The sequence below is a fragment of the Amycolatopsis sp. lyj-112 genome (assembly GCF_046549055.1).
GTDB lineage: Bacteria > Actinomycetota > Actinomycetes > Mycobacteriales > Pseudonocardiaceae > Amycolatopsis.
This window is the reverse complement of the sequence record NZ_JAJPWS010000001.1, coordinates 54,631-73,015: the sequence shown is the minus strand read 5'-3', so window position 1 is coordinate 73,015 and position 18,385 is coordinate 54,631. Positions and strand designations below refer to the sequence as shown.

At 67.9% G+C, this 18,385-nt stretch carries 15 protein-coding genes; 7 read left to right on the top strand and 8 right to left on the bottom strand.

Features of this window, described 5'->3' with window-relative positions; translation table 11 throughout:
• Positions 1 to 194 precede the first annotated feature (194 nt).
• Both ACLJRL_RS00335 and ACLJRL_RS00330 read left to right on the top strand, forming a co-directional pair.
• Complete coding sequence (locus tag ACLJRL_RS00335; RefSeq protein WP_410653938.1) at positions 195 to 3,926, top strand: multifunctional oxoglutarate decarboxylase/oxoglutarate dehydrogenase thiamine pyrophosphate-binding subunit/dihydrolipoyllysine-residue succinyltransferase subunit; 3,732 nt, start codon at positions 195 to 197, stop codon at positions 3,924 to 3,926.
• A gap of 94 nt (positions 3,927 to 4,020) precedes the next feature.
• A complete protein-coding gene (locus ACLJRL_RS00330) occupies positions 4,021 to 4,440 on the top strand; it encodes a RidA family protein (protein ID WP_410653937.1) in 420 nt (139 codons plus the stop codon).
• 19 nt (positions 4,441 to 4,459) lie between these two features.
• Here the strand turns inward: ACLJRL_RS00330 and ACLJRL_RS00325 are convergent, their stop codons facing one another.
• The gene (locus tag ACLJRL_RS00325) at positions 4,460 to 5,200 is read right to left on the bottom strand and encodes a hypothetical protein (protein WP_410653936.1); all 741 of its coding nucleotides are present in this window, start codon (positions 5,198 to 5,200) and stop codon (positions 4,460 to 4,462) included.
• Between the two features lie 132 nt (positions 5,201 to 5,332).
• Positions 5,333 to 6,895: a S8 family serine peptidase gene (locus tag ACLJRL_RS00320; protein ID WP_410653935.1), complete on the bottom strand. Its 1,563-nt coding sequence runs from the start codon at positions 6,893 to 6,895 to the stop codon at positions 5,333 to 5,335.
• 391 nt (positions 6,896 to 7,286) lie between these two features.
• On the opposite strand from ACLJRL_RS00320, the gene ACLJRL_RS00315 reads away from it, so the two are divergent.
• On the top strand, positions 7,287 to 7,802 hold the full coding sequence (locus ACLJRL_RS00315) for a GNAT family N-acetyltransferase (protein ID WP_410653934.1): 516 nt from the start codon (positions 7,287 to 7,289) through the stop codon (positions 7,800 to 7,802).
• 34 nt (positions 7,803 to 7,836) lie between these two features.
• Here ACLJRL_RS00315 and ACLJRL_RS00310 read toward each other — a convergent pair whose 3' ends face one another.
• From ACLJRL_RS00310 to ACLJRL_RS00295, 4 genes are read right to left on the bottom strand one after another with little or no spacing between them, the layout of a single operon-like run.
• Positions 7,837 to 8,742: an ABC transporter substrate-binding protein gene (locus ACLJRL_RS00310; RefSeq protein ID WP_410653933.1), complete on the bottom strand. Its 906-nt coding sequence runs from the start codon at positions 8,740 to 8,742 to the stop codon at positions 7,837 to 7,839.
• Positions 8,739 to 9,428 carry an ABC transporter permease gene (locus ACLJRL_RS00305; RefSeq protein WP_410653932.1) on the bottom strand — a complete coding sequence of 230 codons (690 nt, stop codon included), beginning with the start codon at positions 9,426 to 9,428 and terminating at the stop codon, positions 8,739 to 8,741. Before ACLJRL_RS00305 ends, ACLJRL_RS00310 begins: the two co-directional genes overlap by 4 nt.
• Positions 9,425 to 10,108: an ABC transporter permease gene (locus tag ACLJRL_RS00300; protein WP_410653931.1), complete on the bottom strand. Its 684-nt coding sequence runs from the start codon at positions 10,106 to 10,108 to the stop codon at positions 9,425 to 9,427. Before ACLJRL_RS00300 ends, ACLJRL_RS00305 begins: the two co-directional genes overlap by 4 nt.
• Entirely contained in the window at positions 10,108 to 11,196 is a 1,089-nt protein-coding gene (locus tag ACLJRL_RS00295; protein ID WP_410653930.1) for an ABC transporter ATP-binding protein, read from the bottom strand. Before ACLJRL_RS00295 ends, ACLJRL_RS00300 begins: the two co-directional genes overlap by 1 nt.
• A gap of 250 nt (positions 11,197 to 11,446) precedes the next feature.
• Between ACLJRL_RS00295 and ACLJRL_RS00290 the strand changes: the two genes are divergently transcribed.
• Both ACLJRL_RS00290 and ACLJRL_RS00285 read left to right on the top strand, forming a co-directional pair.
• Positions 11,447 to 12,850: a bis-aminopropyl spermidine synthase family protein gene (locus tag ACLJRL_RS00290; RefSeq protein ID WP_410653929.1), complete on the top strand. Its 1,404-nt coding sequence runs from the start codon at positions 11,447 to 11,449 to the stop codon at positions 12,848 to 12,850.
• 50 nt (positions 12,851 to 12,900) lie between these two features.
• Entirely contained in the window at positions 12,901 to 13,641 is a 741-nt protein-coding gene (locus ACLJRL_RS00285; RefSeq protein WP_410653928.1) for a DUF4190 domain-containing protein, read from the top strand.
• A 93-nt stretch (positions 13,642 to 13,734) separates the two neighbouring features.
• Here ACLJRL_RS00285 and ACLJRL_RS00280 read toward each other — a convergent pair whose 3' ends face one another.
• Positions 13,735 to 14,913, bottom strand: coding sequence for an NADP-dependent malic enzyme (locus ACLJRL_RS00280; RefSeq protein WP_410653927.1), 1,179 nt, complete (start codon positions 14,911 to 14,913; stop codon positions 13,735 to 13,737).
• A 369-nt stretch (positions 14,914 to 15,282) separates the two neighbouring features.
• On the opposite strand from ACLJRL_RS00280, the gene ACLJRL_RS00275 reads away from it, so the two are divergent.
• On the top strand, positions 15,283 to 15,888 hold the full coding sequence (locus ACLJRL_RS00275) for a dTDP-4-dehydrorhamnose 3,5-epimerase family protein (protein WP_410653926.1): 606 nt from the start codon (positions 15,283 to 15,285) through the stop codon (positions 15,886 to 15,888).
• A gap of 1 nt (position 15,889) precedes the next feature.
• Here ACLJRL_RS00275 and ACLJRL_RS00270 read toward each other — a convergent pair whose 3' ends face one another.
• The gene (locus ACLJRL_RS00270; protein WP_410653925.1) at positions 15,890 to 17,503 is read right to left on the bottom strand and encodes a GMC oxidoreductase; all 1,614 of its coding nucleotides are present in this window, start codon (positions 17,501 to 17,503) and stop codon (positions 15,890 to 15,892) included.
• Between the two features lie 168 nt (positions 17,504 to 17,671).
• Between ACLJRL_RS00270 and ACLJRL_RS00265 the strand changes: the two genes are divergently transcribed.
• The gene (locus ACLJRL_RS00265) at positions 17,672 to 18,349 is read left to right on the top strand and encodes a hypothetical protein (protein ID WP_410653924.1); all 678 of its coding nucleotides are present in this window, start codon (positions 17,672 to 17,674) and stop codon (positions 18,347 to 18,349) included.
• Positions 18,350 to 18,385 lie beyond the last annotated feature (36 nt).

Below are 18,385 nucleotides of genomic sequence, written 5' to 3'. Positions count from 1 at the left end.
CTCCCGCGAGCGGATTCGGGCCCGGCCGCGGGGTGGCTCATTTTCGGTCTCTTGATCGAGACAGTGACTCATGACCTAGTGCGCCACGCCTCACACAGGCCAGTTCCATCACACGGCCGTCACCGAGGGGGTTAGCCTGGTAGGCGCATCAGCGGTGTTCAAGATCTCGAGACGGATAGAGGCGAGCCCAAGCCGTGTCCAGCAGCAGCCCTGCGTCACAATTCGGCCCCAACGAGTGGGTTGTCGAGGAAATGTACGACCAGTTCCTGGCAGACCCCACCTCAGTCGATGCCGCCTGGCACGACTTCTTCGCGGACTACAAGCCCACACAGGACGCGCAGGCCGAGGCCGACGACACACGTCAGCCCGCCACAGCGGTGGCCAAGGAAGGCCCGGACGCCAACGGCCAGGCCGCCACCAAGCCGACGGCGCAGACGGTCCGCAACGCCGAATCCACCGCGAAGCAGACCGCCCCGGCGAAGACCGCGGCTCCCGCGAAGCCGGCTGCCAAGCCGCCCGCCCAGGCCGCGCCGAAGGCGGCCGCGTCCAAGGCCGCGGCGCCCGCCAAGTCCGCCGAGAAGGACGCGGAGCCGGAGTCGAAGCAGCTCCGTGGCGCAGCCGCCGCGATCGCGAAGAACATGGACGCCTCGCTGTCCGTGCCCACCGCGACCAGCGTGCGCGCCGTGCCGGCGAAGCTGATGGCCGACAACCGCATCGTGATCAACAACCACCTCAAGCGCACGCGCGGTGGGAAGATCTCGTTCACGCACCTCATCGGCTACGCGATGGTCCGGGCGCTGAAGAACTTCCCGAACCTGAACCGGCACTACCAGCTGATCGACGGGAAGCCGTTCGCGATCACGCCGGAGCACGTGAACTTCGGTCTCGCGATCGACATGAAGGGCAAGGAAGGCTCTCGCACGCTCGTCGTGGCCTCCATCAAGGCCACCGAGAACATGACCTTCATGCAGTTCTGGCAGGCCTACGAGGAGATCGTCAAGAAGGCCCGCAACGGCAAGCTGACGGCCGACGACTTCGCCGGCACCACGATCTCGCTGACCAACCCCGGCGGCATCGGCACCAACCACTCGGTGCCCCGTCTGCAGGCCGGTCAGGGCGCGATCATCGGCGTCGGCGCCATGCAGTACCCGGCGCATTTCGAGGGCACCAGCGAGAAGGCCCTGGTCGACCTCGGCGTCTCGAAGATCATGACGCTGACCTCGACCTATGACCACCGCATCATCCAGGGTGCGGAGTCGGGCGAGTTCCTCAAGCGGATCCACGAGCTGCTGCTCGGCGAAGACGGCTTCTACGACGACGTCTTCACCAGCCTGCGCCTGCCCTACGAGCCGATCCGCTGGGTCGCCGACATCCCGGACGGCCCGGTCGACAAGACCGCGCGCGTGATCGAGCTGATCGACGCCTTCCGCATGCGCGGTCACCTGATGGCCGACACCGATCCGCTGAACTACCGGCAGCGCAGCCACGCCGACCTCGACGTCCTCTCCCACGGCCTGACCCTGTGGGACCTGGACCGCGAGTTCCCGGTCGGCGGCTTCGCCGGCCAGGAGCGGATGAAGCTGCGCGACATCCTCGGCGTGCTTCGCAACTCCTACTGCCGCACCGTCGGCATCGAGTACACGCACATCCTCGACCCCGAGGAGCGCCGCTGGATCCAGGAACGCGTCGAGATCCCGCACGAGAAGCCGGACCCCGCGGTCCAGAAGTACGTGCTCTCGAAGCTCAACGCCGCCGAGGCGTTCGAGACGTTCCTGCAGACCAAGTACGTCGGCCAGAAGCGGTTCTCCCTCGAAGGCGGCGAGACGACGATCCCGCTGCTCGACACGCTGCTGGACAAGGCCGCCGAGTACGAGCTCGACGAGGTCGTCGTCGGCATGCCGCACCGCGGCAGGCTGAACGTGCTCGCCAACATCGTCGGCAAGCCGATCGCGCAGATCTTCCAGGAGTTCGAGGGCAACCTCGACCCGGGCCAGGCGCACGGCTCCGGTGACGTGAAGTACCACCTCGGCGCCGAGGGCAAGTACTTCCGCATGTTCGGTGACGGCGAGACCAGGGTGTCGCTGACCGCGAACCCGTCGCATCTGGAGACCGTCGACCCGGTGCTCGAGGGCATCGTCCGCGCGAAGCAGGACCTCCTCGACAAGGGTGGCGAGGGCTTCACCGTCCTCCCGGTCCTGATGCACGGCGACGCGGCTTTCGCGGGCCAGGGCGTCGTAGCCGAGACGCTGAACCTGTCGCTGCTGCGCGGCTACCGCACCGGCGGCACCGTGCACCTCATCGTGAACAACCAGGTCGGCTTCACCACCGCGCCTGAGAACTCGCGGTCGAGCCAGTACGCCACCGACGTCGCGAAGATGATCGGCTCGCCGATCTTCCACGTGAACGGTGACGACCCGGAGGCCGCGCACTGGGTGGCCAAGCTGGCCGTCGACTACCGCCAGGCGTTCCACAAGGACGTCGTGATCGACCTGATCTGCTACCGCCGCCGCGGCCACAACGAGGGCGACGACCCTTCGATGACGCAGCCGGCGATGTACGACATCATCGACACGAAGCGTTCGGTCCGGAAGACCTACACCGAATCGCTGATCGGCCGGGGCGACATCTCCGTCGAAGAGGCCGAGGCCGCGTTGCGCGACTTCTCCAGCCAGCTGGAGCACGTGTTCAACGAGGTCCGTGAGCTGGAGAAGCACCCGGCGAAGGCCAGCCCCTCGGTCGAAGAGGAGCAGCAGGTCCCGGCCAAGGTGCCCACCGCGACCACCACCGAGGTCATCGAGCACATCGGGGACGCGTTCCTCAACGTACCCGAGGGCTTCACCCCGCACCCGCGGGTCAAGCCGGTCATGGAACGCCGCCACAAGATGTCCCGCGAAGGCGGCATCGACTGGGCGTACGGCGAACTGCTCGCCTTCGGTTCACTGGCCATGGAAGGCCGCCTGGTGCGGCTGTCCGGCCAGGACTCCCGCCGTGGCACCTTCACCCAGCGCCACTCGGTGCTGATCGACCGCAAGACCGGCCAGGAGTACTCGCCGCTGGCGAGCCTGGCCGACGGCCAGGGCCGCGTGATGATCTACGACTCGGCGCTGTCCGAGTACGCGGCCGTCGGCTTCGAGTACGGCTACTCCGTGGCCAACTCCGAAGCGCTGGTCATGTGGGAAGCGCAGTTCGGTGACTTCGTCAACGGCGCGCAGACCGTCATCGACGAGTACATCTCCTCCGGCGAGGCCAAATGGGGCCAGCTGTCGGACGTCGTGCTGCTGCTGCCGCACGGCCACGAGGGCCAGGGCCCGGACCACACCTCCGGCCGCATCGAGCGCTTCCTCTCGCTGTGCGCCGAAGGCTCGATGACCGTCTCGGTGCCGTCGACCCCGGCGAACTACTTCCACCTCCTCCGCCGTCACGCTCTCGACGGAGTGAACCGCCCGCTGGTGGTCTTCACCCCCAAGTCGATGCTGCGCAACAAGGCCGCCACCTCGGCGGTCGAGGACTTCACCGGCCAGACGAAGTTCATGTCGGTCATCGACGACGCAGTCGTCGATCCCGCCAAGGTGCGCAAGGTCCTGCTGACCTCGGGCAAGCTCTACTGGGAGCTGGTGGCCGAGCGGACGAAGCGCGAGGCGAACGACGTCGCCATCGTGCGGGTCGAGCAGTACTACCCACTGCCGAAGAAGAAGCTGCTGGCGGCACTCGAGCGCTACAACGGTGCTCCGGCGGTCTGGGTCCAGGAGGAGCCGGAAAACCAGGGTGCCTGGCCGTTCTTCGGCCTGAACCTGCCGCGGAAGCTGCCGGAGGTGTTCTCGAGCCTGGACGTCGTCTCGCGGCGCCCGATGGCCGCGCCGTCGGCCGGTTCGTCCAAGGTGCACGAGGTCGAGCAGAAGGCGCTCATCGCGCGAGCCTTCAGCTGATCTCCTGAGAAGTACGTGAAGGCCCCCTTCCTTGCGCTGGACGCAAGGAAGGGGGCCTTCACGGCGTTCGGGCGCGGGCGCGGATCATGGCAGGGTGAGCCCACAACGATGGAATCCCCCAGAAGTCGCACCCCCCGCCGGGCGATACAGCCACCTGGCCGTCACGCCACCGGAGTGCGAGATCGTCTTCCTGGCGGGACAGCTCGGTGTTCTCCCGGACGGCACCCTGGCGGGCCCGGAAGCGGAGGCTCAGGGACGGCAGGTCTTCGCCAACATCGAAGCGTTGCTGGCCGCCGCCGGCGGCGAACCGCGGCACCTGGTGAAACTGCTGACGCTCATCAGTGGCACCGAGCATTTGGCCGGCTATCGCGCCGCCCAAGCGGAGGCCTTCGGGCGCTGGTTCCCGGAGGGGGACTTCCCGGCGCAGTCGCTGGCCGTGGTGGCCGCACTCGCGGCGCCGGAGTACACCGTCGAAGTGGAAGCCGTGGCGGCGATCCCGCGCCACCCTTCCTGAGGCAAGGGCTCGACGTCGCCTAGCCGATCGCCTCGGAGGTCGCCTTCGCGACCTTCAGGGCGTTCTCCTTGCAGCGCGTCTGGTCCACCGTCCCGGACGGGTCGGAACCGGTCACGATGATCTCCGCCTCGACGTTGCCCTGGTGGAACTTGATCTGGCACTGACTCGCGGAATTAAGCTTGGCGTACACGGCCTTCGTCGCCTTCGCCATGCTGGGGATGACCACACCACCGTCGTCGACGGCGTTCTCGATCCCGGCCTTGGCCCAGGCCTCGCCCGCACCCGAGCCCGGTTCCTTCGACTTCGACAGGTACATGCCCACCGAAGCCGAGGGCGCGTCGGGCTCGCGCCAGCTGCAGAACGAGCGGGTGTAGGTGATCTCGTCGTTCGACGTGCTCGCCGGTTCCTCGCCCTTCGGCGTCTCCAGCGGCGGCAGGTTCTTCACCCCGCTCCCGATCTTCTGGCAGCCGGGCATCACGGTGTACTTGTCCGGCGGCCCGGACTTCTTGGACGACGTCGGCGAGGAGCCCGCGGACGACGACGAGCCGGAGTCACCCGAAAGCAGCAGGAAGGCGCCGACACCGCCGCCGCCGAGCAGGACCACGGCGCCGATGACCAGCCCGACGATGAGGCCGGTGTTGGATTTCTTGGGCGGCGGACCGTACCCGGGCTGCGGGTAACCCGGGTATCCCTGCTGCGGGAATCCCTGTGACGGATACGGCTGCTGGGGTCCCTGCTGGTAGGGCGGTCCGGGCTGCATGCGCAGAGGGTAAAGCCTCACGACGGTCCTCATAGGACGAACGCGGGAACTCGGTGCCGAATCACCCTCCGGATACGGGAAGGCCCCCTTCCCAGCAGGGGAAAGGGGGCCTTCACGTACTACGGGGGTGGATCAGAGGGTCAGCGACCAGCTGTTGATGCGGCCGGTGTCGACCCGGTAGACGTCCTGAACCTTCAGGTTCCAGGCGCCGTTCGCGGCCTCGGCCGCGGCGTTGACGGTGTAGGTGGTGTTGATGTTGTCGGACGAGTCGTTGCTCGAACCCTTCAGGCGGTACGAGGTGCCGTCCGGCGCGACCAGGTCGATGACCAGGTCACCGACGTAGGTGTGCGTGATGTTCACGGCGACCTTGGTGGTGCCCGAAGCGTTGCGGGCGCAGTTGGCGACGGTGACCGCGCTGGTCACCGCGGCGCCGGCGTCGGGGATGGCGACGGCGGTACCGTTGGTCTGCGTGCCACAGGGCGTCGGCTCGGGGCCGGGGCCACCGGAACCCGTGTACAGCAGCACGTTCGGCGAACCGGTGCCCGGGCTGGTCACCTTGCCCTTGGTGCCGGCGTTGACCAGCGCGTCGCGGACCTGTGCCGGCGTGGCCGACGGGTTGGCCGAGGCGTACAGCGCGGCCGCGCCGACGACGTGCGGGGTCGCCATCGAGGTGCCACTGATGGTGTTGGTGCCGTTGTTCAGCCACGTCGACGTGATGCTGCTGCCCGGCGCGAAGATGTCGAGGCAGGTGCCGATGTTGGAGAAGCTCGACCGCGCGTCCGTGTTCGTCGTCGAGCCGACCGTGATCGCCTCGGGAGTACGGGCGGGCGAGACGTTGCACGCGTTGGCGCCGGTGTCGTTACCGGCCGCGACACCATAGGTGACACCCGACGCGATCGACCGCTGGACGGCCTGGTCGAGGGTCGCCGAAGCGCCACCACCGAGGCTCATGTTCGCGACGGCGGGCTTGACGGCGTTCGCGGTCACCCAGTCGACACCGGCGATGACGCCGGCGGTCGTCCCGGAACCGGAGCAGTTCAGCACGCGGACGGCGACGAGCTTGACGCCCTTGGCCAGCCCGTGCGCGGTCCCGCCGATGGTGCCGGCGACGTGGGTGCCGTGGCCCTGGCAGTCCGTGGCGTCGTTGTCGTTGTCGACGGTGTCGCGACCGTGGGTCGCGCGCCCGCCGAAGTCAGGGTGCGTGGTGAGGATGCCGGTGTCGACGACGTACGCGGTGACGTTCGACGCCGTGGTGCTGTAGCTGTACTTCTGGTCCAGCGGGAGGCTCTGCTGATCGACCCTGTCCAGGCCCCACGACGGCGGGTTCAGCTGGTCCGTCGAGATCGAGACGGTCTGGTTCTGCTCCACGTAGGCCACCGCGGAGTCCGCGGCGACGCGCTTCGCCTGCTTTTCGGTCAGCGCGCCGGAGAAGCCGCGGACCGACGACGCGAAGGTCTTCTCGACCGTGCCGCCGTGCCGGGCCGTCAAACTCTTCGCGGTCGCTTCGACCGACGTGCCGTCCTTCAGCACGACGATGTAGCTGTCCTTGATCGCCTTGGCGCTGCCGGCGTTGACGATCGAGCCCTCCGCCGCCGAGGCGACGGAGGTGGCACCGAGCGCGGTGAGCACGGCGACGGCCGCGGCCACACCGAAGACGGGCAGACGTCTCTTCAAGGTTCCCAGGGAATTGTTCAAGATATTCCTCCCAGGCAGGGGCGACCCACGGGCATGGAATGGCCCGCCGGATCAGGGGATGACTCAGAGGTGAAGCGCGTTCCACTTAGGAGCGCAGGCTGAGACTAAGTCGCGGATTCACCCCAAGGAAGACCTTGCATTACGGACATCTCGGTAGTATTGGTCGCACTCCCGGCGCAGGTCGGGCACCGTTCAGCCCCCGCCTTTAGTCGCGTTTTGCGCCGTACGGCCCACGAAGAATGGGGAATCCGCACGCGTGGTGGTCGCTTTCCCGGTCACCTGTCGTTTCAGTGCCGTTCAAGTACACACGGATGGCCGACGACTAAAGTCGCGACCTCGCCGAGCAGAAATCGTTTTCCATCCTACCTTCGGAGGGAGCACACTCGGGCGCATGCTGCTCCGACAGGAACTCCCGGCCGACGGTCCGGCCATCCACGCCGTCCACCTGGCCGCTTTCGCGAAACTCAGTGTCCCGGTGGTCGAAGCGAAGCTCGTCGACGAACTGCGTGAGGACGGCGATCTGATCGCCGCACTGTCCATCGTGGCCGAACGCGACGGGAAGGTCGTCGGACACGTCTGCTGCAGTCCGGCCCGGCTCGGTTCCGACGAGAGGTCGGCGGTCGGCCTCGGCCCGCTCGGCGTCTTGCCCGAGTACCACGCCTCCGGCATCGGCTCCGCGCTCGTGCACGCGGTACTCGGCGCGGCGGACGCACTCGGCTATGGCGCGGTGGTTCTGCTGGGCGACCCGAAGTACTACTCCCGTTTCGGCTTCGTGCTCGCCGAACAGCACGGGATCACGCCGCCGGTCGCGGAATGGGCGCCGCATTTCCAGGTGCGCACCCTTCGCGCGTACGACCCCGCCCTCCAGGGCGAGTTCCGCTACTCCGCCGCCTTCGACCGCCTCTGACGTCCCGCAACTAGAGGACTAATCGCGAGAGGGGTCACGCGGGCGCGAGGAGGTTGTTCCGGCGCAGGAACTCCTCGGCGACGTCGAGCGGGTTCCGTTTCTCTTCGCTGAACTGGACGTTCAATTCGGTCAGCTGATCGGTGGTCAGCGCCGCCGAAACCCGGTTCAGCGCGTCGACCTCCTTCGGCGACAGCGTCCCCTTCGCCACCAGCGGCACAATGTTCTGCGCGGGGAACATGTTCTTGTCGTCCACCAGCGGTACGAAGCCGTTCGCGGCGATCGTCGACGACGTGCTGAACAGGTCCGCGACCTGGATGTCCCCGGACTTCAGCGCGGCGACCGTGACCGGGCCACCGGTGTCGGTGGTCCGGATCTCGGCGAACTCGCAGCCGTAGAGCGTCTTGATCTTGTCCTTCCAGCGACTGCTCCACTGGCCGGGACCGCCGAAGACGAGATCCTTGCACCGGGTTCCGAGTTCGGAGAAGGTCTTCACGCCCGAATCGGCGAGTTCCTTCCGCACCACCAGAAGGTCCTTGTCCTCGGCAGGTGCCTGTTCGAGCACCTCGAACCCGGCCGGGAGTTTCTGCTTCAGCTGCGCGTAGACGTCTTGCGGTGTGGTCGCCTGCGTCTCCTTGTCGAAGTAGCGCAGGAGGTTCCCGCTGTAGTCCGGCACCACCGAGAGCGACCTGTCCTGCAACGCCTTGACGACGACCTCGCGGCTGCCGACCGGCGGGCGCACGGTCACGTTCTCCGCACCGGCGTTGCGCAGCGCGCCGGCGTAGATCTGGGCCAGCAGAAGGCTTTCCCCGACGTCGGACGCGCCGATGATGATGTCGCCGGTCGCGCCGCCCTCGGCGCCCCCGGCGAGCGGGTTGCCACATCCCGACAGCACCGCCAGCAAAGCGATCCCGGCCAGAAGCGCCACCGCTGTCCGCCTCATGCCTTCGCCTTCTTCCCGCTGGCGATCTGCGCCAGCCGCACTCCCTTGGGCACCAGCGCGCGCTGGACCGCCGCCAGGACGAGATCCAGGGCCACGGCGAGCAACGTCGTCAGCACGGCGCCGGCGACCACCTGCGGATAGTCCAAAATGGCCAGTCCGTCGAGCAGGAACCGGCCGAGCCCGCCGAGCCCGACGTAGGCGGCGACGGCCGCCGTGGCCACCAGTTGCAGCACCGAGTTCCGCACCCCGCCGAGCACCAGCGGCAGCGAGATGGGCACCTCGACCTTCCACAACCGTTGCCAGCCGGTCATTCCGATGCCCTGCGCCGCGTCGACCACGCCGTGATCGGTCGCCTGCAGGCCTGCGTACGTGCCGGCGAGGATCGGCGGGATCGCGAGCACCACGAGCCCGATGATCGTCGAGATCTCGCTTTCGGTGAAGAGCAGGAACAGGAAGGTCACCAGGCCGAGCGTCGGCAGCGCGCGGATCGCGTTGCCCCCGCTCACCAGGAAGACCGCGCCGCGTCCGGTGTGCCCGACGTAGAGCCCGAGCGGGATCGCGATGATCAGCGCGAAGACCAGCGCCAGCAAGGTGTAGCCGAGATGCTGCAGCAGCCGGGTGAAGATGCCGTCCGTGCCCTGCCAGTGGGCCGGGTCGCCGAACCAGTTCAGGACGTCGCCGATCATTTCGCCCCCGCCGTCGTCGCCACCCGGTCCCAGGGTGTGAGGAGATTGCGCACCTGCACCAGCACCAGATCGACGATCAGCGCCAGCAGCAAGGTCGCGACGATGCCGACGACGATCGGGGAGAAGTACTCACGCTGGAACCCGTCGGTGAACAGCACGCCGAGCCCGCCGGTGCCGATCAGCGCGCCGACGCTGACCAGGCTGATGTTGCTGACCGAAGCCACCCGCACCCCGGCCGCGAGCACCGGCACCGAAAGCGGGAGTTCCACGGACAGGAACCGGCGCGCGGGTTTGTAGCCGATCGCGGTCGCGGCCGCGACGACATGCGGCGGGACGGCGTCGAGCGCGTCCAGCACCGGGCGCACCAGCAGCGCGGACGTGTAGACGGTGAGCGCGACGATCACGTTGACGCTGTCGAGGATCTTCGAGCCGATGATGCCCGGGATCACCACGAACAACGCCAGCGACGGGATCGTGTAGAGCAGGTTCGACACCACCAGCAGGACGTTGCGCACCGCCTGGAACCGGTGGCCGAGCCAGCCGGCCAGTACCGCGATGAGCAGGCCCAGCACCAACGGGACCAGCGAGAGATAGATGTGGTCCAGCAGGTCGCCGAAGAACTGTGAGCGGTTGTTGGCGCTGCCGAGGTAGCGCCCGAGTTCGGCGAAGAAGTCCCCCATCAGGAACCCAGTGGCAGCGCTTCGATCACTTCGAGAACTTGTCTGGCTCTGACCACGCCGAGGACCTTGTTGCCGGAATCGACGACGACGCCGAGGCTCGCGGGCGACGACAGCGCCGCGTCGAGCGCGCCGCGGACCGGGGTTCCCCGCACGTACAGCGATCCGCCCGCGACGAGGTCATTCTCGGTCACTTCACCGTCCACAGTGGAGCCGGGCCGGAGCCAGCCGCGCGGCTGCCCGTCGGCGTTGACGGCCACCCGCCAGTCCTCGGACGGGCCCGGCGACGGCTTGCCCACCTCGACGCGCTCGACCTCTTCGATGACGACCCCGTCCCCCGAAAGGAAGGAAAGGCCGCGGTAGCCGCGATCCTTGCCCACGAACGACGCGACGAAGTCGTCGACGGGGTGGCGCAGGACCTCCGACGGAGTGCCGTACTGCGCCAGCACACCGCCCACGCGGAGCACGGCGATCTTGTCGCCGAGCCGCACGGCCTCGTCGATGTCGTGGGTGACGAACACGATCGTCTTGCCCAGCTGCGACTGCAGCCGCAGCAGCTCGTCCTGCAACTCCTCGCGGACGATCGGGTCGACGGCGGAGAACGGCTCGTCCATCAGCAGCACCGGCGAATCCGCCGCGAGCGCCCTGGCGACGCCGACACGCTGCTGCTGGCCGCCGGAAAGCTGCGCCGGGTACCGCTTGCCGAGTTCCGTGGGCAGGCCCACGGTTTCGAGCAGTTCGGCCGCGCGCTTGCGCGCCTTGCCCTTGTCCCAGCCGGACAGCAACGGCACGGTGGCGATGTTGTCCAGGACCGTCCTGTGTGGAAAGAGGCCGGCGTGCTGGATGACGTAGCCGATGCCGCGGCGCAGCAGCGCCGGGTCGCCCTCGCTGACGTCCTTGCCGTCGAGCAGCACCGCGCCCGACGTCGGCTCGACCATGCGGTTGATCATCCGCAGCGACGTCGTCTTGCCGCAGCCGGACGGTCCGACGAAGACCGTGATGGTGCCGTCTTCGACGGTGAGGTTCAGGTCGTCGACCGCGACCGTCCCGTCCGGATACCGCTTGGTCACGCCACGGAACTCGATAGTCACGTGTCTCTCCCCATGTCTGGTCGAAAAACCGTAGCCCAAGTCGCGCCTGTTGGCACGGTGTCCCACGAACCGGGTCTGGCCGTGTCCTGTGAGGCACGCTCGATGGGCTTCGTGATCCAGGTGGTTCCTGGCGGCGCGGGCGGTTCGGCCTCGTACCGGTCGTACTCGGCCGGCCCGCCCGTGCTGTCAGGGGCCGCCTGGGCGCGGAGACCGCGAGCGTGCCTCACAGGACACGGCCTAGGCTGCGTGCGTGAGCTCACTCGTCGACGACGTCCTCGCGGCGCACGGTGTCCACGTGCGACCGCTCCATCAGGTGATTTCCCTGCTCCGGACGGATTGGCGTGACCTCGGCGAGCTGATCCGGCTCAGCGCCGCGCCGCGCCGGAGCGTCGAAGACGTCCTGGGCGCGCTCGGCGAAGACCTCGAGCGAGTCGAATCACGGTTCCGGCTGGCGCCGTCCGCCCGCGAGAAGTACGCGCGCTTCGGGGCACAGGACCGGAAAACCGATCCCGACCTGCTGAAGACCATCACCGGCTACATCGAGAACGTGCCCCCGCCGCTGTCCGCGCTCGACCACGTCCAGGCGACGCCGGAGACCGTGCTGAACCGCGCGCTGTGGCTGGACGAGCGGTACGACCTCGGCACGGCCAAGCTGCTGTTCCTGGGTGACCATGACCTCACTTCGCTGGCCGTGCGCACGCTGCGGCCCGACGCCGACCTCACCGTCGTCGACCTCGACGACCGCGTGCTGGCCTACATCGACGAACTCGGCGAACGCTCCATCCGCACTCTGCACACGGATCTGCGCGTCGGGCTGCCACCGTCGGTGACCGGCCGGATGGATCTCGTGTTCAGTGATCCGCCTTACACTCCCGAGGGAATGGGGCTGTTCGCGGCGCGCGGGGTGCAGGCGCTGACCGAACCCTCGGACGGGCGACTGCTGCTCGCCTACGGTTACAGCCCCCGGCATCCCGCGTTGGGCGCGCAGGTGCAGCGGGCACTGGCGACGCTCGGGCTGACCTTCGAAGCGATCCTGCCGGACTTCAACCGGTACTTCGGCGCGCAGGCGATCGGGAGCGCGGCGGACCTCTACGTCTGCCAGCCCACCGCGAAGTCGAAGAAGAACCGTGGAGGCAAGGGGAAGGCAGCGATCTACACGCACGGCCCCCAGTCGGTGGAGTCCGCCGGGTCGGCCAAGCCCTCGCTGCTGGACAAGCTGCACGAGATCGCCGTCGAAGGCGGCCTGGCGCTGGAGTCGCGGCCCGTCGACTGGTCCGTTTCCGGCCCGGAAGGCGACGCGGTCGCCATGGATCTCTCGGCCGACCCCGGCCCGTGGCTGCTGCGGACGCTACTGGGCACCAACGCGCGACGGCTGGCGCTGCTGGTGCCGAACTCCCACCCGGATCTGACGAACGCCGAGGCGCAGGGCGCGCTCAACCGGCTGGTCGGGGCCAAGTACAAGCTGCGGCTGCTGCGGAGCACGCCCGACAACCGGCACGCGATCGTCGTCGCGGACTCTGTCGAGCATCCCGAAGAGCTGCTGACCAGGGCGCACGCACGGCTGGCGAACGTCTCCCTGGATGTCCCGTCGGACCTGACGGACGCCCGGCTCATCGACCTGCCGCGGCACCGGCTCACGGAACTACTCGCCTGAGCCACCGGCTGTCATCGGAACTTCATGGAGCCGTACCTAGATTCGGCTCCATGAACGAACCGCGCGGACCGCAAGCACCGATCGGCGTGCCCGCTCCGCCGTACTGGCCTCCCTACCCGCCACCACACCACAAGACCAGCGGCCTGGCGATAGCCACGCTCGTACTGGGCCTGGCCGGTTGCCTGCCGCTGGCGTTGCTGCCCGCGATCATCCTGGGCATCGTCGCGCTCACCCAGACCGGTCCGGGGAAGCGGCCGGGCCGCGGTCTGGCGATCGGTGGCCTCGCGGCCGCCGGGGTCTGGACCGTCGGCTGGGTCGCCCTGCTCGGGAACACCATGGGGAACCCGGACCGCTACACCGCGAGCCCGCCGAGCGCGAGTTGTGCGACCCCGTCGCCCGGCCACGCCAACGCATGCACCTTGAAGCCGGGTGATTGCTTCCAACAGCCCACGGTCACGGGCACTTTCACCAGCGTCGAACTCGCCGCGTGCGGGAGCGCGCACAGCACCGAGACGATCGGGGCCTTCACCGCGACGGAGGGCCCCTGGCCCGGTGGCGGAGAACTGAAAGCGGAAGCCTTGGCCCACTGTCAGCGGATCATGGCCAAGAACGTGGACCGTCCGCGACTCGACGCGGCCGGTGTCTACGCCGACCTGAGCTACCTGAAGCCCGAGCGCGACACCTGGGAACACGGCGTGCGCACCGTCTTCTGCACGATCCACTCGCCCGGCTCACAGCTGACCGGTTCCATACTCGTCACCGGAGCCGATCTGGCCGTCCCGACCGGCTGAGGTGCACGACCCCCGGATGCTATGAACGGCCCGTTACTTGCAAAATTTGCAAGTAACGGGCCGTTCATAGCACTTGAGCGAGCGTGAAAGGGACTATCCGACCACGCCGTCCGCTTCGGCGGCCTTCGCGACCGCGGCGGCCACCTCGGGAGCGACACGCGGGTCGAGCGGGCTCGGCACGATGCGGTCCGGGCCCAGGTCGTCCTGCGCGACGGAGAAGATCGCGTCGGCCGCGGCCAGCTTCATGTTCTCGGTGATCGCCCGCGCACCGGAGTCCAGCGCGCCGCGGAAGACACCGGGGAACGCCAGCACGTTGTTGATCTGGTTCGGGAAGTCGCTGCGCCCGGTCGCCACGATCTTGGCGTACCGCGATGCCACGCCCGGGTGAACCTCCGGGTCGGGGTTGGACAGCGCGAACACGATCGCGTCATCGGACATCCCGGCCAGCAGGGTCTCGTCGATGGTCGCCCCGGACAGGCCCAGGAAGACGTCGGCACCCTTGAGCGCCTCACCGAGGCCGCCGCGCAGGCCGGCCGTGTTCGTCGTCTCGGCGAGCTTCTGCTTGATCGGGTTCAGGCCCTCGCGGCCCTCGTGGATGATGCCGCGCGAGTCGAGCACCGTGACGTCCGCGACGCCGGCGTTCTGCAGGATCCTGGCGCAGGCCACACCCGCCGCGCCGGCTCCCGAGACGACCACGCGCTGGCCGGTGATGTCCTTGCCGAGGACCTGGTTCGCCCCGCGCAGCGCCGCCAGCGTGACGATCGCCGTGCCGTGCTGGTCGTCGTGCATGACCGGGCAGTCGAGGGCTTCCTTGAGCCTGTCTTCCAGCTCGAAGCACCGCGGGGCCGAGATGTCCTCCAGGTTCACCGCGCCGTACGACGGGCGCAGCCGGACCAGGGTCTCGATGATCTCGTCGACGTCGGTGGTGTCGAGCACCAGCGGGATCGAGTCGAGCCCGCCGAAGGTCTTGAACAGGACCGACTTGCCTTCCATGACCGGCAGCGACGCGCTCGCGCCGATGTCGCCGAGGCCGAGCACCGCCGTACCGTCGCTGACCACCACGACCAGCCTGTCCGCCCACGTGTACCGCTTCGCCTTGGCCGCGTCCTCGGCGATGGCCCGGCTCACCTTCGCCACCCCAGGCGTGTAGGCGATCGCGAGGTCACGGGGCGAGGAGATCGGGCGCGTCGCGGCCACGGAGAGCTTGCCGCCCTCGTGTCCGTCGAAGATCTCGGTGTCGGTCACTGGCGTGGTCATCGTGGTTCCCGTCATAGCTTCCGCCGTAGCTAAGGACGGCGAAGTCTCGATTCGTGCGTAAGTCACTGGATTCTCCTGGGACTGCGAGCGGGGGAACTGGTAGATGGGCGCGCCAAGGGCATGGCCCGGCCACCTGGGGTACTCGTCCTCCGACACGGCAGCCCAGCGCGGTAGCGCCGGCCTGTCGGCGAAGCGTCCATTCGGCCATCGGTGCCGTGGGTGTGGCGACGGCCGCGGACGCAGCGGTCAGATCATTGTGACAGGACTACGGACCAGTGTGCCCCTCTGGTGCGGTTGATGTCACAAACAGGGCCGACTTTGCGCAGCTCAAAGCGTTATTGCAAGACGTCCATCCGGTTTGGGAAGGCCGGTTAGCATGACCCCATGCAAGCCAGGCGCCTCAGCATCCCCGACTCTTTCGAGTTCACCCCTCGTGTTTTTCCGGACCATCGCGGCCTGTTCGCGGCGCCTTTCCAAGAGGAGGCCTTCATCGAAGCGGTGGGTCATCCGCTTCGCCTGGCACAGACCAACCACAGTTTTTCCCGGCGCGGGACCATCCGCGGCGTGCACTTCGCGGATACCCCGCCAGGTCAGGCGAAATACGTGTACTGCCCGCGCGGCTCGCTGCTCGACGTCATCGTCGACCTCCGCGTCGGCTCGCCGAACTTCGGTGAATGGACCTCGGTCGTCCTCGACAGCGTCCAGTACAAGTCGGTGTACCTCGCCGAAGGCCTCGGTCACGCCTTCGTCGCGCTCGAAGACGAGACGGTCATGGCCTACATCTGTTCGGAGCCCTACAACCCGGCCGGCGAGCACGGCATCAACCCGCTCGACCCCGACCTCGCACTGCCGTGGCCGCGGGACATCGAGCCGGTACTGTCCGAAAAGGACACTGACGCGCCCGGTTTCCAGGAGGCGCTGGACAAGGGGTTGCTGCCGCACTACGACGAATGCGTCGCGCACTACGAGAAGCTGAGGGCCCAGGGCTGACTCAGCGCAGACCGTCTTCGCGCAAGACCCGTTCCACGTTCCGCTCCGCCAGCGCGGTGATCGTCACGAACGGGTTTACCCCGGTACTGCCCGGGATCAGCGACCCGTCGGTCACGTAGAGATTCCGGTACCCCTTCACCCGGCCGTACAGATCGGTGGCCTTACCCAGCACCAACCCACCCAACGGGTGATAGGTGAAACGGTTCTCGAAGGATCGCGTGTCCCCGAACAGGTCACTCCGGTAGATCGTGCCGTTCGCCCGGTTGACCTTGTCGAACAACGACTTCGCCGCGTCGATCGACGGCTTTCCCTGCGAAGCGCTCCACTGTAGCCGCGCCGAGTCGCTCCCGGCGTCGTAGGTGAAGTGGCCGCGTTCGGGGTTCTTCGTGATCGCCAGGTACAGGCTCAGCCAGGTCTCGATCCCGGCCGGCACCGGCGCGACCTCGGCGAAGACCGGGTTCACCGGGTCGTCCCAGGCGTCGATGCCGAGCGCGGGCATCCCCGACTGCAGCGAACCGCCGATGTTCCACGCGTGGTTGGCGCGGCCCAGCATCACATTGCCGTTGGTCCCCCAGCCGCGTCCGACCTCGTCGTTCAGTTCGGGCAGCGTGCCGGTCTCCCGCGCCCGCACCAGCAGTTCCGTCGAGCCGAGACTGCCCGCGCCGAGGAACAGGTACTTCGTGCCGAGCTGTTTCCTGGCCACGACCGTGCCGTTCTCGGACGTCTCGTGGACGGTCAGGACGTAGGTTCCATCGGTCTGCCGGGTGATTCCGCGGACCTGGTGGAGCGTCTGGATGGTCACCTTCCCGGTGCCCAGCGCGGCCGCGAGGTAGTTCTTGTCGAGTGACCGCTTGCCGTGGTTGTTGCCGTAGATGACTTCCGACGCCAGCGCCGAGCGCGGCACCGTGCCCGCCTCTTCCCGCTTCATGTACTCGAAGTCGTAGACGCTGGGCACGAACACCGTCTTGAGCCCCGCGCGCGCCGCCGCCTTCCGGGAAACCCTCGCGTAGCGGTAGGACTTGCAGGTTTCGAACCAGCGCCGGTCGATGTGGTTGACGCCGAGGGCCTGGTTGGCGCGGGGAAAGTACGTTCCGTACATCTCTTCCGCGTCGACGGCGGGCAGGATCTCCTCGAAGTAGGAACGTTTCGGCGTCACGGCCATCGCGCCGTTGACGAGCGAACCGCCGCCGACCCCTCGTCCGACGTAGACGGACATGTCGCCGTAGTTCACCCTGTCGAGCACTCCGGGGTGCTGCTCGATGTCGCGGTTGGCCAGGTCCAGCCAAAGGAAGGACGCGAGCGGCGCCTGCGTACGGTTCTTGAACCACATCGCCCGCCGGTCGGGCTGGAGCATGTCGCAGAAGATCTTGCCGTCGGGGCCGGGCCGGTTCCACAGCTTGCCCATTTCGAGCATGACCGTGGGGATCCCGGCCTCGCCGAGACGCAGCGCGGTGACCGCCGCGCCGTACCCGGTGCCGATGACGACGGCGGGCGAAAACCCCGGTGAAGCCTTGGCCTCCTTGGCCTCCGCTGTGGAGATCGTGCCGAGCCCGAGGGCTGCGGCGGAGTTGAGCGCGGTGTACCCGAGGAACTTGCGGCGCGACAGTGGGGACATGAGCCGATGATCACCCGCGGCTTCCGTGACCTTCAAGACGGAATCCGAAACGGATTCGCGTCAACTGGGTAAACACCGTTAAGTTCACTCGAACGTGGCAATTTCCGGGATCCCCCTGGGTGACTTCCCCGATGTGACGCAGACCGCGACAGACCACTCTTTCCGGTCATGAGACGTCTTCTCGCAGCGGCCGCGGCCGCACTGTCCGCCGCCGCCCTCGTCGTCCTTCCCAGTCCCGCTTCCGCGGCGCCGGACCCCTTGCCCGAATTCGACTTCTCCGCCTGCCCCGCGCCGCCCGCCAACGCCGACCCGGGCACTTGGCGCTGCGAAGCCTTTGTCGCCCAAGGAACCCTGACCATCGACGGCCGCGAGATCCCGCTCGGAGAGATCCGCCTGACGTTCTCCGAAGGCAAAGTGGACGGAAAGTACGCGCAGGTGTTCGGCGAGATGCGCCACGCCCCCGCCCGGATCCGTGACGGCTTCGGCGCCGGCATGCAACTGCGGTATGGCGGCTACTCGGACTTCCTGTCGAACGACGAGCGACGCGGGGAACTGGACCTCTACGCGGTACTGCGTCATCCCTTGCTGCCCAAGGGATGCACGATCGGCACGCTCGACGCGCCGCTCCACTCGGTCGTGAAGGACGATCCCACCGTCCCGTTCGAGGTGATCTCGCAGAACCCGACGACGGTGAAGTTCGGCGTCGTCGACTCGCAGCTCGCCCTGCCGCGCACGACCGGCTGCGGACGTCTGGAGCCCGTCGCCGACCACCTGCTCGGCCTGCCGTCGGCGAGCGGGAAGAACACCTTCAAGCAGGTGACCTACGTGCAGTTCAAGCCCCTCTGACCCACCGCGTTTCGTCCTCTGGTCGCGGTAGTTGCA

Coding starts and splice junctions, on each gene's coding strand:
- ACLJRL_RS00280 (WP_410653927.1), bottom strand. CDS start 14,913: ATGACGGGAACCACGATGACCACGCCAGTGACCGACACCGAGATCTTC.
- ACLJRL_RS00270 (WP_410653925.1), bottom strand. CDS start 17,503: ATGTCCCCACTGTCGCGCCGCAAGTTCCTCGGGTACACCGCGCTCAAC.
- ACLJRL_RS00325 (WP_410653936.1), bottom strand. CDS start 5,200: ATGCAGCCCGGACCGCCCTACCAGCAGGGACCCCAGCAGCCGTATCCG.
- ACLJRL_RS00300 (WP_410653931.1), bottom strand. CDS start 10,108: ATGGGGGACTTCTTCGCCGAACTCGGGCGCTACCTCGGCAGCGCCAAC.
- ACLJRL_RS00305 (WP_410653932.1), bottom strand. CDS start 9,428: ATGATCGGCGACGTCCTGAACTGGTTCGGCGACCCGGCCCACTGGCAG.
- ACLJRL_RS00315 (WP_410653934.1), top strand. CDS start 7,287: ATGCTGCTCCGACAGGAACTCCCGGCCGACGGTCCGGCCATCCACGCC.
- ACLJRL_RS00310 (WP_410653933.1), bottom strand. CDS start 8,742: ATGAGGCGGACAGCGGTGGCGCTTCTGGCCGGGATCGCTTTGCTGGCG.
- ACLJRL_RS00285 (WP_410653928.1), top strand. CDS start 12,901: ATGAACGAACCGCGCGGACCGCAAGCACCGATCGGCGTGCCCGCTCCG.
- ACLJRL_RS00275 (WP_410653926.1), top strand. CDS start 15,283: ATGCAAGCCAGGCGCCTCAGCATCCCCGACTCTTTCGAGTTCACCCCT.
- ACLJRL_RS00265 (WP_410653924.1), top strand. CDS start 17,672: ATGAGACGTCTTCTCGCAGCGGCCGCGGCCGCACTGTCCGCCGCCGCC.